This window comes from Streptomyces sp. NBC_01571 (assembly GCF_026339875.1).
GTDB lineage: Bacteria > Actinomycetota > Actinomycetes > Streptomycetales > Streptomycetaceae > Streptomyces.
The window spans coordinates 156,699-169,798 of sequence record NZ_JAPEPZ010000004.1 but is presented as its reverse complement, the minus strand read 5'-3'; the positions used below and the strand labels follow the sequence as shown (position 1 = coordinate 169,798).

General features: G+C 70.6%; 18 protein-coding genes. All 18 read left to right on the top strand.

The window, feature by feature from the left end; all coding sequences use genetic code 11:
• Positions 1 to 807: 807 nt before the first annotated feature.
• The 18 genes from OHB41_RS50185 (at position 808) to OHB41_RS50100 (ending at position 13,077) form a co-directional block, all read left to right on the top strand.
• Entirely contained in the window at positions 808 to 1,179 is a 372-nt protein-coding gene (locus tag OHB41_RS50185) for a hypothetical protein (protein WP_266709194.1), read from the top strand.
• A gap of 79 nt (positions 1,180 to 1,258) precedes the next feature.
• The gene (locus OHB41_RS50180; protein WP_266709192.1) at positions 1,259 to 1,804 is read left to right on the top strand and encodes a hypothetical protein; all 546 of its coding nucleotides are present in this window, start codon (positions 1,259 to 1,261) and stop codon (positions 1,802 to 1,804) included.
• Between the two features lie 117 nt (positions 1,805 to 1,921).
• Positions 1,922 to 2,926: a DUF932 domain-containing protein gene (locus OHB41_RS50175; RefSeq protein ID WP_266709190.1), complete on the top strand. Its 1,005-nt coding sequence runs from the start codon at positions 1,922 to 1,924 to the stop codon at positions 2,924 to 2,926.
• A gap of 278 nt (positions 2,927 to 3,204) precedes the next feature.
• Complete coding sequence (locus OHB41_RS50170; RefSeq protein WP_266709188.1) at positions 3,205 to 3,693, top strand: hypothetical protein; 489 nt, start codon at positions 3,205 to 3,207, stop codon at positions 3,691 to 3,693.
• The gene (locus tag OHB41_RS50165; protein WP_266709186.1) at positions 3,686 to 3,907 is read left to right on the top strand and encodes a hypothetical protein; all 222 of its coding nucleotides are present in this window, start codon (positions 3,686 to 3,688) and stop codon (positions 3,905 to 3,907) included. Before OHB41_RS50170 ends, OHB41_RS50165 begins: the two co-directional genes overlap by 8 nt.
• The gene (locus OHB41_RS50160; RefSeq protein ID WP_266709184.1) at positions 3,904 to 4,626 is read left to right on the top strand and encodes a hypothetical protein; all 723 of its coding nucleotides are present in this window, start codon (positions 3,904 to 3,906) and stop codon (positions 4,624 to 4,626) included. The genes OHB41_RS50165 and OHB41_RS50160 overlap by 4 nt, the downstream gene beginning before the upstream one ends.
• A gap of 365 nt (positions 4,627 to 4,991) precedes the next feature.
• Positions 4,992 to 5,348, top strand: coding sequence for a hypothetical protein (locus OHB41_RS50155; protein ID WP_266709182.1), 357 nt, complete (start codon positions 4,992 to 4,994; stop codon positions 5,346 to 5,348).
• A gap of 304 nt (positions 5,349 to 5,652) precedes the next feature.
• A complete protein-coding gene (locus OHB41_RS50150) occupies positions 5,653 to 6,855 on the top strand; it encodes a hypothetical protein (RefSeq protein ID WP_266709180.1) in 1,203 nt (400 codons plus the stop codon).
• A 106-nt stretch (positions 6,856 to 6,961) separates the two neighbouring features.
• Positions 6,962 to 7,666, top strand: a complete 705-nt coding sequence (locus OHB41_RS50145) for a mucin-2 (protein WP_266709178.1) — start codon at positions 6,962 to 6,964, stop codon at positions 7,664 to 7,666.
• Between the two features lie 181 nt (positions 7,667 to 7,847).
• On the top strand, positions 7,848 to 8,153 hold the full coding sequence (locus OHB41_RS50140) for a hypothetical protein (RefSeq protein ID WP_266709176.1): 306 nt from the start codon (positions 7,848 to 7,850) through the stop codon (positions 8,151 to 8,153).
• Between the two features lie 52 nt (positions 8,154 to 8,205).
• Positions 8,206 to 8,505, top strand: a complete 300-nt coding sequence (locus OHB41_RS50135) for a hypothetical protein (RefSeq protein WP_266709174.1) — start codon at positions 8,206 to 8,208, stop codon at positions 8,503 to 8,505.
• A gap of 142 nt (positions 8,506 to 8,647) precedes the next feature.
• Positions 8,648 to 8,992, top strand: a complete 345-nt coding sequence (locus OHB41_RS50130; RefSeq protein ID WP_266709172.1) for a hypothetical protein — start codon at positions 8,648 to 8,650, stop codon at positions 8,990 to 8,992.
• A 129-nt stretch (positions 8,993 to 9,121) separates the two neighbouring features.
• Positions 9,122 to 9,571 carry a hypothetical protein gene (locus tag OHB41_RS50125; protein ID WP_266709170.1) on the top strand — a complete coding sequence of 150 codons (450 nt, stop codon included), beginning with the start codon at positions 9,122 to 9,124 and terminating at the stop codon, positions 9,569 to 9,571.
• An 86-nt stretch (positions 9,572 to 9,657) separates the two neighbouring features.
• Positions 9,658 to 9,852, top strand: a complete 195-nt coding sequence (locus OHB41_RS50120) for a hypothetical protein (protein WP_266709168.1) — start codon at positions 9,658 to 9,660, stop codon at positions 9,850 to 9,852.
• Positions 9,853 to 10,306: 454 nt separating this feature from the next.
• The gene (locus OHB41_RS50115) at positions 10,307 to 11,074 is read left to right on the top strand and encodes a hypothetical protein (RefSeq protein WP_266709166.1); all 768 of its coding nucleotides are present in this window, start codon (positions 10,307 to 10,309) and stop codon (positions 11,072 to 11,074) included.
• A gap of 108 nt (positions 11,075 to 11,182) precedes the next feature.
• Positions 11,183 to 12,253, top strand: coding sequence for a hypothetical protein (locus OHB41_RS50110; protein WP_266709164.1), 1,071 nt, complete (start codon positions 11,183 to 11,185; stop codon positions 12,251 to 12,253).
• A gap of 145 nt (positions 12,254 to 12,398) precedes the next feature.
• The gene (locus OHB41_RS50105; RefSeq protein ID WP_266709162.1) at positions 12,399 to 12,884 is read left to right on the top strand and encodes a hypothetical protein; all 486 of its coding nucleotides are present in this window, start codon (positions 12,399 to 12,401) and stop codon (positions 12,882 to 12,884) included.
• Between the two features lie 52 nt (positions 12,885 to 12,936).
• A complete protein-coding gene (locus tag OHB41_RS50100; RefSeq protein ID WP_266709160.1) occupies positions 12,937 to 13,077 on the top strand; it encodes a hypothetical protein in 141 nt (46 codons plus the stop codon).
• The last annotated feature ends 23 nt before the right edge of the window (positions 13,078 to 13,100 follow it).

Genomic DNA, 13,100 nt, shown 5'->3' with positions numbered 1-13,100 from the left:
CCTCCGAAGCCGAATACTCGCTCCGCTCGTTTCGCGCGTCCCCGCGCGAATTGCCCCCGCCTCCGGCGGATTGCGTTTATGAATTAGCCCTCCGGGCGAATTCATAAACGTGCGTGCCTCCGGCACGAAATGCGTTGTGAAGGTGGGGGGTTGAGGTTTCCGGTATGGGTTTTGAGGGGGTGTCAGGCCGGTTTATGGGTGCCGGGGGCGGGAGGGGCTCTCCGGGCACCTCCCGGTGGGGTGGCTGGGATTCTCCGAATTCCCAGCCATCGAGGAAGAAATGAATTCACGGAATTCCGTGGGACCATTAAATCACGGAATTCCGGGGAAGGTTGAGCCCTCCGGGCCCAACCCCCGTCAACACGACTCGGCGTGAGGAACCGTCAGGAGCGCGTGAGAGAGGCGGTGATGCCCTCCGGGCACCCACACACCCACCGGCCCGTCAGGCGCCCCTACACGAGCGCCTGACACACCCCCACCCGCACGACACCCCACCACCCCAGACCCCCACCCCGAAGCGACCCCGACCCGTTGCCGCCCGCCCGCCAATCAAGGGCGGGCGCAACGGGACGGGGGAGCTGAGGGGATGTCAGGCCCCCCACCACTCCGAAAACCCCCTCTGTGCAGGCCCGTTCGGCAGGCACGTCAGAGGAGCGACAGCAGCAGGCGCAACAGCCAACGCAGCAACTAACGCAGCAACAAGAGCAACAACGGGGTTCCAATCACACGCCTAAGCATCTATTATTAAGGAGTCGGGGCAAGGCGAGCCCCGGCACCGTCACCAAGCAGGACAACGAAGGGGAAACAGTGGAAATCAAGATCGAGGGCGGCAAGGTCTCGCGCCTCCACGGCGGAATTGATGCCCCCATGACGCCCATTGCCATCCAGGCCCGCACCATTGCAAATCTGCTGCCTCTTGCCTGCCAGCGGATCGGGGCGGACATCGTCCACAACCAGGATTCCCTTTACACCGGGATTCGCTTCAACACGAAGGCGGGACCGGTCGTTCTGGAAATCCCCCGGGCCGGTGGCTCGTACCGTTTGGTTCACGAGTACGACGAGCCGGACAAGAGCGGGAAGACCGGCAAGGTGATTCACCAGATTCCCCAGCTCTACAACCCGAGCGGTATCGCGCTCAACACGTACGAATACCTTCGGACTCGCGGATTCCTCGGATAGTCGCCGCACCCACCGGGGCGCCCGCCATCGGGCGCCCCGGTCCCCGAACACACAGGAATTCACGACAGGGAGAGCGGAAATGGACGAGACCCAAGTAGGGCAGTCAACGGAGAGCGCGCCTCTTTCCGATCAGGAGTTGGACGCAGCGGTTCACGCGCTCAAGGAGTTGGTACGGAGCCGCCGAGACGGTCAGTCGTACCGGGTGCCCGCGCGGCGCTTCGAACTCATCCGACCCTTCTTTCTGCTGGGTTGGGCGATGGGTGTACGGACCGGGGTCACGGGTCCGGCGCTGTACGGCGTACCCGTCGACAGCGGCACCGTCACGGCAGCCTTCACGGAGCTTATGGCCGAAGCCGTATCGGACAGGTTGGCGCTGGAGACCGCGCGCCGTCTGCCGCAGAACAGCCCCGCCCTGTGGCAGAGGGTCAGCTATCACGGCAGCCTCAGTCACTTGCACGGTGACTACTGGGTGGTGGGTATGCACATCACTCGCAGCCGGATTGGCTACCCCGCCGAAGTCCGGTACGACTTGGGCAGGGAGTTGGACGGCGCAGCCGTTCCGGCAGTCACGAGGGTCAGGCATCAGAGCGTAACCGCCTACTCGGAGTTCCACCCGCACTCATAGCCGCAGGTCAGAGGCAGGGTTCACAGCAACCAAGAAGCATCTATTATCAGTGGTGTCGGGGGGCGGTGGCCCCGCCCCCCGAATCCCAAGCAACAGCAACGAAGGGGAACCGCAGCGATGGCACACATGATCGAGAAGTTCAACGACGGCACCGCAGCGTTCGTGTCCGCCCGCGAGAGCGCGTGGCACGGACTCGGGACCGTGACGGCCGGGGCCCTCACCGCCGAAGAGGCCATGGAGAAGGCCTATCTGGCTGACTGGAACGTGCGTCTCCTGGAGCTGGGAGCAACGGAGATCACCGAGGACGGCGCCTCTCGCGTGGAGGTGGCCGACCACTACGCGTCGGTCCGCACCAACCCCAAGACCCACCGCACGGAGACCCTGGGGGTTGTGGGCAGCGACTACCACCCCGTTCAGAACGAGGAACACGCCGAGTTCCTCAACTTGCTCGCCGACGAGTCCGGCGCGCACTTCGAGACGGCGGGATCGCTCAAGAACGGCCGTCAGGTGTTCCTGACCATGAAGATGCCGCAATCCATGGTCATCAACGGGACGGACGCGACGGACCTGTACATTGCGGCGTTCAACAGCCACGACGGATCGGCCGCGTTCCGTATCGTCACCACGCCGATCCGGGTGGTGTGCGCCAACACCCAGCGCGCCGCCATCGCGTGCGCCCGCTCCAGCTTCACCGTGCGGCACACGGCCGGAGCAAAGGCCCGCATTGCGCAGGCCCGTACCGCGCTCGGCCTCACGTTCAAGTACGCCGAGGAGTTCGAGAAGGCCGCACAGCGCATGGTCGAGGCTGAGATGACGCTCGCGGAACTCCGGACCGTCGTCGACGCCATCTGGCCCGTGGCCCCGAACGACAGCAAGCCGAAGCGCACCAACACCGAGCGCCGATGGGGACAGATCAGCTACCTGTTCGAGCAGGCCGACACCCAGGCCGGAATCCGGGGCACCCGGTGGGCCGGATACAACGCGCTCACGGAGTACGTGAACCACGAGGCGCCGACCCGGGGCAAGACCGACGCCGACAAGCGCCGCGCCCGCGCCGAGCGCATCATCACCGGCACCGCCGATGACCTGATGGAGAAGGCTTTCACCCTCACCACGGTCTAGGCGGCACGAACCCCGTGCGGGCCGGGTGCCCCCGACACCCGGCCCGCACGGGCCCCCGCCGCCCAAGCGCGGCGCGCGCCGCCTCCCGACGGAGCGCGGAGCGCGCCGGCCCCTGGCCCCCTGCCGCGTAGCGGCAGCGCACCGCGGCTGCGGAGCAGACCGCGCGCCTAAGAAGCCTCTTGCGGTGACCGGGCGCGGCGCGCGCTGTACCGCCCACCGCCCCACCGCCCTCCCCGCCGGCCTTTTGTTGCTCACCTCTCGCCAAGGAGCGATCCCCCATGCCCGCGCACCCCGGAATCATCCGCCCGGACGATGCCGCCCTGAACGCCGCCATGGAGCGCACTTTGTCCGTGCTGGCCGCCGTGTTCCACGCACTCGGGCCCGGTGAACACACGCTCGATATCGCGTTGCTGCGGACCGACGACCTCCCCCTGTGTCACGGCGTCGAGTTCCCGCCTGGTGCGGACGTCCAGCTCAGCGGCATTCTCGGCGATGACGACTACTACACGCTCGCCGTGTATCTCGTGTTCGCGCTGGAAGGCAGCACCGTCACCGGCGCGACCCTCATAGCCACCACGATCACCGAGCCGTGCCCGCGCGTCTGCGGGTGGGTCGTCCGGGACGGGTGGCTGCACCCCATGGACACCGCATCCCTCGAAGTCGCCCTCATCCCCTGCCCCGGCACCGAAGCCGAGGACCGCGACGTCTACACCGCCCCCACCCTCCCGGAGCCGACCGGCATGGATGAGGAGAGCACCCGTGGCTGACATCCCGCCCGTCGCAGACGACGGTTACTGCACCAACCGGGCCCCGGCCCCCGGCAGTCTCCGCAAGAACAAGTGGGACGACCTGGGAAGGTGGACACCGCGGACTACAAACCGCTACACGGCCGCCTGCCCGTGCGGACAGTCCGGGCTCAGGGTGAGCCTCAACGGGATTCTGATCCATCACCAGCCCCCGCCCGTGGACGGTGCCCGATGACGGATGTACCCGCCGACGTCCCGGCCCGCCAGCCGCTCCCCGGAACGCGGATCATCGCCTACCGCATCCCTGACTGGGGGATCGAAGGCCCCTACCTCCACATGAACGCCGCCGACATCCACGCCCGCTACGAGCAGCACGCGGGCCGTGCAGGCGACTACCCGGCCCGCACCGCGGAGTTCGGCCGCTGGACCAACGGCGAGGGACTGGACCGGTTCCTACGCGGCAACCTCAACTTCTGGCGGTTGAGCGAAGCGACCATGACGGAAGACGGAGTCATCCGCTACCGCCAGACCCGCAACCACTCCAGCGCCACCTTCACCCCCGACCGGGCATCCGGGGTCCTGATCAACCGGCCGGACGAGCAAGTCACCGCGCCCGCCTACCGCGTCACCGGGCCATCCGGCGTCAGCCAGCTATGGCGAGGCAGCGCCGTGCGCGACGCCATCGCGCGATGCCGCCGCAAACCCGTTGTGGGGTGGCCCGCAGGGTGGGCCCACCTCATGCCGGACACCTCCGTCCGGTTCGACCCCGGAGGCTTCCCCTGGAGCACCCCGGAGATCTACACCGCCGAGGTGGCCGACGAGCCCGCCGACTGGGGCCCGCCGTGCGGTGAATGCGCCTACCCGGCATCCGAACACGATCTGTCCCGCCTGTGGCCCCGCTCGCGGGCCGACGGCACCGGCCATACCTGCTGGACCCACGTCCCGCAGGCGTAGCCGCCCACCAGCACCGTGCGCCTTCCCCGACCTCCCCCTGAGAGGAAGGCGCACGGCCCCAGGGCCAGCACGCCACTGGCCGCCCCCGAGTCTCCCCGCGCCCGCCTCTCCCCTTCGTCGGGCGCGGGGAGACCCCAACCATCCATCGCACCACTGCCACCGTCACCGCATCGAGGAGCAGCCATGCGCAGCTACTGACCCCGCCCGCCCCCGTGCGGCCCGCCCAGCGAGCCGGGCCGTGCGGGGCGAGCCCCGCACGGCGTGCGCCGGCGAGCACCAGCTCGCCCGCAACCGCGCCCAGGCGGAAGCCGCTTCCCAGACAGCGCCGGCAGCATCCGGCGCGCCACCGGACGGATGGAGACCACATGCAGCTGCGATGGCTCATGACGCTCGGAGAGCGCAACCGCCCCGACGAGCCCACATACGCCGACTGCCCACCGCCGGGCCAGGCCCGCGCCACCGCCCTGGTCGACGACTGTGGACAGCTCTTTCCCATCCTCCTGCACTGGCGACAGCGCTTCGGCCATGACGTGACCGGCTATGCCGTCCAGGTCGAGGCCGACGACATCGAGCGCCTCCCCCCGCACGTGACCGAGGACTGGGGCCCGGACGGGCTACGGCTCGACACCACGCCGGGCGGATACGTGGTCGTTTCCGACCACCGGGATCACGACGCGCCCCCGCCAACAGCGTTGGCCACCAGGCCAACCGCCCTGCCCTGACCACAGCGCAGGGCGGATGCCCGTAAGTGAGCAGGTCAGAGAGGGGTTTACACCCTCCCCAATTCATCTATTATAGATAGTGCGAGAGGGGGTGATGTCCCCCCGCACCGCCCCCTCTCGCACCCGGGCGGACCGCCTCCCCGCCCCTGCCGCACGTCGCACCCCCGAGTGCGCACGCGGCCAACCCGGCCAGCCCGCCACTGGCCGACGACTGCCGTCCGGCGCCCGCACCCCCCTTCTGCGGGCGCGGGACGGCAGAGCACCCCTCCGCAGCACCCACCGAGCGAGCAGGAGACAGGACCGCATGGACACCACGACGGCACCCGCCAGCGCCCAGCACGCCGCCACCGCTCCCGCCGCAGCCAGCCCCGCCCCGAAGCAGACGGCGGAGGAGGGCGCAGCGGCGGCGATGCCGCGCAATCTCGCCCGCCTCATCCCCCGGGCCGAGGCGACCGGTTGGACCGCCACCGTCGAGACGCAGCCCGGTTTCAACGCCCTGCTGCTCACCGTCCGCACGGGCGCGGGACGGATCGCTCTTCGCTGCGCCTGGAAGGCCAGCGCCCGCGGCTACCGCTGGGCAGGTGCCACGATGACGTGCAACGGCCAGAGGGCCGTTCAGGGCATCGCGTGGGGTGTCCTGCGTGTCCTGGTCGCCGACCCGGAAACCGCCGCCGCCACGGCGCGTGCCCACCTGGCCGCTGCCAAGGAGAAGGCCGCCCAGGCGCCGGACCTCACGGTCCACCGGCACCGGGACGCGTCGCCGGTCACCTCCGAGACCGTCTCAGCGTCCATCGCTGCCACTCCGGCCGGAACCACTCCCGTGCTGCTGAGCCAGTGGACCAAAGCCGCCTGCCCCGTGACCCTGTACCCGTCGACGTTCGTCGGGCGCAACTACGTCGGTGCGGACTGCCTGCTGGTCACCGAGGGCGACCAAGTGGCCCCCGGCAGCGAACCGATCCTGTCGGTACTGCCCGAGAACTACCTCACGTCCAACGCCGCCCACCTTGAGGACCTCACGGCCTACGCGGTGAGTCAGGGGAGCACCCCGGCGGAGGGGGCCGAGTTCGCCCGCTGGGTCATCGCGTCCGAGATATTGACGCTCGGGGTGTTCGACGGCGCGTATGAGATGTGGGAGCGGTCACTGACCTGCACCATGACTGCCACCTCCGCCATCCTGTCGTTCAGCCGCATGGACGGGGCCGGACTGCGGCTGGAGTGCGGATGCTTGCAGCCGCACCGCGGAAGGCCGTGGGAGCGTTTCACGGTCTGGGACGAGGACGGTTGCCACTACCTCAGCTTCGAGGCCATCCCCCTGGACCGGGTCGCCGACCTGATCTCCCGGTTCGGGTACCGGGTCGCGGGTGAGTGGTCCTACCGGCCCGGCGACGTCATATCGCGCGTGCAGGTCGAGCCTGCCAGTCCTGCCGAGCCCCGCACCGCCGTGCCCGACCCGGCGACGGTCGCAGCGTGGGAGACGGACGGGGGCGCGCTGCTCGCCGTCGCGTGATGTCCGCCCCGCCCCTGCCCGCCGCGTACCACTCATGAGACCAGTTCGCCCACACGTCCGGCAGGCGCCGCAGAAGGCGCCCCGCCCATCCTCCAGGAGAGCATCCATGGCCCACGCGTCCGCGCAGCTGATCGGCGACCGTTCACACCAGTGCGACGCCACCGCCACCCACACCCACGACGGGATCCGTGCGTACGTGCTGTGCGACGGGATCGGCTCCAGCGACGAGGTCCAGGCGTGGACCCGCACCGCCGCCCGCCGTATCGCCCGGGCCGCCGCGCGGAGCGGCGGCGCGGACGCCGGCCTGCGCGCCGAGTACGACCGGTACGCCGCCGAGCCCGAGCGCAAGAGTCCGTTCGCGGACCTGCCTAAGGCGTGCGCGGCCGTCGCCGTCGCCGTTCCCGGCGAGCCGCTCACCGTCGCATGGTGCGGCGACGTCCGCGCCTACACCCTCACCCCCGGCGGCATCCAGCGCCTCACCGCCGACCACAACATGCGACGCGTCTTCAACCGCAGTCGCAACGTGGTGACGTCCTACCTGGGAGCCACCGAGTCCGACGACGAGCGCAGGCAGCAGTACAATCACGCGGCGATCGAGTCCGCCACCGCCCCCGCGGACTCCTACCGCCTGCTGCTCGCCAGTGACGGCGCGTACGAGCCCCTGGAGGACTCCGGCCGCAACTTCGAGCACTACCTGAGGGGGAACCCCAGGGACGCCTCCAGGACGTTCGTAGGCGCCGCCCTGCTCGGAGCGAGCTACGCCGACAACGCCTCCGTGCTGGTCGCCGATCTCGGCCCCAAGTTCCGGTAGGGGTAACCGGCGCTGCGGGAAGGGTGCGCGCAGGTCAAGGGCGGGCTTACACCCACTCTGATTAATCTATTATGGATAGTGCGAGAGGGGGGCGGCGGCTGCCACCCCCCTCCCCCGCCCCCTCTCGCACCGGAACCCGACATCCCGCCAAGACCGCGCCGTGCGCGACCAGGAGGACGCAGTGCCCGACGGACGCTCCTTCTTCGTCATCGGACAGCGGCCCGGACCCGACCTCACGGTCTGGCAGGTCCAAGCAGCACCCGAGAAACCGGAAGAGCCGGACGACGCCTGCGAGGAGATCCGCCGGGACTCCCGCGACGAAGGCGGCAGCGTCGAGATCGTCTACGCGGCCAGCGCCGAGGAGGCCGCACGACGCGAGGCGGCGGAGACGGGCGAGCAGATCAGCCAGGACCTGAAACGGCAGCGCGAACGGCGTACCACCGCAGCCCGCCGCGCCCGCAGGAAGGTCCTGTACCGCCGCACGTAGCGCGCCGCAGCTGCCAGCAGTACCCGACCGCCGGACGAAGGAGCACGACACCGTGGCCACGTTCGCCCACATCACCCCCGCGCGCTGCACCCAGCTGGGCAGCGCCCTCAGCGCCGCCGGCCTCACCTGGCAGGACAACGGCAACCAGGACCGCCCCGAGCTGCTCACCTACACCGTCACCGACCCGCACGGCCGCCGCTGGACCATCGACCCTGCCACCAGCAACCAGATCACTCCCTCACGCCCGGCAAGCCTGTGGCAGGCCGCCTGCACCGACCCGTTCCACCGCAGCGACGTCCTGTCAGCACGCATGGCGGCCGCGTACATCCGCGACGCCCCCGCTGCCGAGTAGGCAGCGCGCCCGCCCAGCGGCGTGCAGGGGGCTAGACGTCGCAGTTCAGAGGGGGGTTCACACCTATCCAGATCCATCTATTATGGAGATAGAAGGAAGGGCCGCCGCTCCGTGCGGCCCCCGGCCAGACCCAGGAGACGCCGTGCTGGAATCGCTGCTGCGCATCCTCATCCCTCCCCTGATCCGCTTGACCGCCCGCCCGCTTCCCACGGGCGCGCCCCCCATGCCGCCCACGGCCCGAGACGCTTTCGGCCCCGACCTCACGAAGGATCAGGCCGTCACCTACAACCGGGGCCGCGTGGCCACCGCCACGGCCCTTGCCCTCTACCGCAGCGACAAGCGGCTCGACGGGCTGAGCGACGACGAACTCGACGCCGCCGTGCGCGCCTTGAAGTTCCCCTACTCCCGCCCCAGCGACGAGACCCGTGCCGCCGTCCGCGCTGCCCTCGGCGTGCTGGAAGCAGACCCCACCATCGCCGTCATCTGACCCGCAGACCGCCCGGCAGCAGGACAGCGACCGCGCCACGGCGCATCGACTCGCTTCCTGCCGCCGGGCCCGGCACCACCGAGCAGACCGACGTGCGCAACCACACGCCACATGAACCGGAGGGACCCCGTGATCGCGACGACCGCCCCCACGCTCACGACCGACGACGTCACGGTCACGACAGACCACGCGGGCCGCCTGTACGCCGTCATCCCCGATGACGTCGCCCGCCCGCTGGCCCTCGCCGCACTCAAGGGCATCGACCCCGAGGCGCGCGGCAGTTTCTTCGAGTCCGACCCGCACCCGGCAGACTCCTGGGCCGCCACTACCGTCCGCACCATCTTCGAGGCCCTGCTCGCCTCTCCCGTAGCCCGCGAGGACGTCCACGCCTGGGGCCTTGGCCAGTACCGGAAGTTCGACGGCGGCACCTTCTACGGGTTCATCGTCGGGGAGAGCGGATGGGACCCCGACACCCGCCAGTGGCGGGAGTACAGGCACACCGGCGACCTTCGCGTCCGGGGTTGCGCGTCCATCGCGCCCTCATGCCGCCGCGCCCGCGCCGGAATCTGCACCTTCTGACCTCCCTGCCGCCAACGTCCGCCCGTGCGCAGGCTGGTCGGCCGTCAACCCAGCCGCGCCCAGCCCCTACTCCGCAGGAGAACCGCATGAGCGCGACCCCGAACAGCCAGCCCCGCCCGTGGCTCCCCTCCGTGGACTTCCAGGAGCCGTGCGAGTCCTGCCACGCCCCCGCCGGGCAGTACTGCCGACCGCACTGCGACAGCGGATACACCGCCCAAGACGCACAACGGGACGCCGAACGCCGCGAGGAGCGCAGCCCCGGCGCCCCGCCCACCGCCTGAGTTTGAACCGTCCACGGTGCGCCGGTCCCGCCGGCGCCTCACTCGTGGATCGGACCACCCCCGCCGCACTGGCGTCCCTCGCCCGCGACGTCGCCGAGCTCCTCCCGGCCGCGCGGGCCCAGCCCGGCGACGGCCCGGACCGCCAGTCGAGACAGCGCACCTCGTGGCGCTCGCCGAGCTGCGCAAGCACACCGCCCCCTGACCCGGCCGGGCAGGGAAAACACCCCGCCGCCCGCCGTACCCAAGGAGAGACCGTGTTCCCCGAGCCCGAGCCCAGCGAGCACCTCCACCTGGACCCGCACCCCAGCTGTATCTGCACCCCGCTCCCGTGCCGTGGCTACGTGCTTTCTCCGGGTTGCCCCGCGCACGGAATGCTCTCCGGTCGCACGTTCACCTGGCACTCCGCCCAGGTGTGTCCCGCCCGCACCTGAGCTGCGCCCGAAAGGTCCCCGTCGTGTCCGACCTCATGCCCCTGCTCGCCGCCGCGGATCTGTCCGGACTCGCCGACCGCGAAGGCACCTGGTTCGCCACCGGCCGCGGGCGTGTTGTCGTCCGCCGCTACGCCCAGCACAGCGACTTCATCCGGGCCGCCGTACGGTCCGGCACCGGCCGGGACCGCGCCGCCCTGCTCACCTTCCACCCCGACGCCTACCCACTCGCCCCGACGTGGCTGGCCGCCATCGCCCAGGCCGCCCCGGAATCGGCCGACTACCGCCACCCGTCTGTGCCTACGGGGTCGGTGCGGCTGCTTGCGGAGATGACGCCCGACCACCGCCTCGGCATCCCGCGCCTGCGGGACGGATCGGTCGGCTGGAGCATCCCCGGCGCCGCCGCCCGCGTCTGGCCCACCGGCCGCCTCGAGCTGCGCAGCACCACCGGCCCCGTCTTGGCCGGACAGCTGGAAGGTTCGCAGTGGGACCAGTTCCAGGTGGCCGCCGTGGCGGATGCCGGCTTGCGCCTGCTGTGCGCGCCCGAGGCTCAGCACATGACCCGCACCGGCGAGCCGAGCGGCTGGTCACGTCCCTACGACCGCCCCGGAAACACCGGCAACGGCCGCGAACGCAAGGGCAACCAGCTGTACGACGGCTCCACCACGTCGTCGTGCTCCTGCGGCTGGACCACGACCTCACCCTCCCAACTCGGCGCCCGCGCGATGGCCGAGCGGCACCGGCTCGACGCCACCGGCCAGCCGCCCACAGCCGACCGACCGCCGCACGCGTAACCGGCGGCCTGCACCGCCCCCGGGCGCCCGCCGCACCCGCCCACCGCCGCGCCCACCAGGCGCCGAGGCCCATCCGTCGTGTCTGCGTACGTCCGAGGGGAGTCCGTCATGCATGCGTGGAGGGTCATCAGCCCCGATGATCCGCTGGTTGCCGAACTGCGCGCCGAGTTCACCGTGTGCCGGAGCCGCGACTGCACGGTCAGCCGCGCGCCCTGGGTCGACGTCGACCCCGGCGAGGCGTGGGCGGCCTGCCATGACCCCGCAGGGTGGAGCGGCTCGATCTCCCTGTCGGCCGACTGGGACCGCGTCCGCATCACCCCCCAGGCCCCGGAGTTCCACGGCACCAAGTGGGAGCTGCGCCGCACGCCCGTCACCGTGCTGGTCCTGTCCGCGTGGATCGGAGAGGACGGCAGCGTCACCGAACGGCCCGAGACCAGCCGGGAGGCCGCATGGACCGAGGGCTTCCCCGGCGACTGGGACCGGCACGTCCAGCGCGCCGCCCAGTGGATCACCAGCGTCCCCGACCCGAAGGACCCGTTCAACTACACCCAGACCTACCGGTTCCGGGAGGCCTCCGACCGGGCGGTCAGCCGCCTGAAACGGTGGGCGTACCGGCAACTCGCCACGGCCGGGGTCCCGTTGCAGTGGGATGTGCAGGACCACCGCATCAGCCTCACCCAGGGCCGCTACCGCACCCGCGTCGTGCTGACCGGGTCCGACAGCGCCGCCGTGCGCACCGAGTGGGCCGGCGCACTGGCCGCCACCCGTGACCAGGTCCTCGCCGAGGACCGGTTCCGCCGGGCCGTCAACGGCCGCGGCACCGTCGTGGACGTCACGAAGATCAAGGCCGGGCCCAGTCTGCTGGCGAAGCTGCGCCGCCAGATGGCCGCGGACCGCGTCCCGCACCCCAGTCAGACGCCCTTCAACATCTCGACCTGGGTGGCCTGGACCTGCCCGGACACCGGCACCGAGCGACGCGGCATCGTCGTCGGCGCCACCCGCAGCAGCAACAAGATCGCGGCCGTGCTGATCCTGCCCGACGACGGGAGGCCCACGTCCGCGGGGACGCCGGACGGCTCAAGAGCTGCGGACGGATCAGGAAGGGCGAGCCGGGCACCGTGCTGCCCGTGCCGGTCCCCGTGCCCGGGGACGAACCTGCTGAGGCGCGGGGTTCGTTGAGGACCGCCGTCTCAGGATGAGGATCGCGTCAGCAACGGCAAAGGTGCAGGTCAGGAGGGGGTTCACACCACACAGGAAGCATCTATTATAGAGACATGACCGAGGGCGCCCCGCCCCGCATCGACCACACGGAAGGGCATCGTTCATGACGCCTGTGGAACTGGCAGCGCTACTGTCCAAGCCGACAAGCCCCCTGCTGCGCGAAGCGATCCGCAGCCTTCCCCTGGATCAAGTGGAGGCGCTGGTCATCGAGGGACTCGCGGCGGCGGAGGACGCGCTGCGGCAAATCGTGGTTGACCGGGTCGCTGCGTTCGTGGCCGAGCAGGAAGGGGACGGCCCCGCGCCGATGACCGCGTACTTCACACCGACGGAACGCCGGGCGACAGAGGGCCTCACCTGGAGCCCGTTCGTCGCGGCCCTCGCGAGCACCGAGGAGATACCGGATCTGCGCCACACCAGCACGCAGGTCGTCTGCGTGCCAGTGGAGGAGGCGGAGCTGGCGGATGCGATGTTCGCCGATCCACAGCTGTCACGTGCGCTGACCCGGCTCGCTTCCATGGACGAGCCCGGCCACGAGGACGTGCTGCGGGTCCACCTGCCCACCCGCGAGGTCACCCGCGTGAGGCTCTGACCCCGCCCCGCTGCGCAGCACCCGCACGTCCAGAACAGGGGGACGAGACCCCATGCCCGTTCCGACCTTCTGCGACTGGCGCCACGAGGGCCGCTACCAGGTGCGGGGAGCCGACGCATACGCCTGCCAGGTGTGCGGCAACCAGGCCTCCGCACCGCCCGCGCCCAACACGTTTTATCCGCGCGCCCGTTGACCCGCATCCGCCGAAGGTCGCCC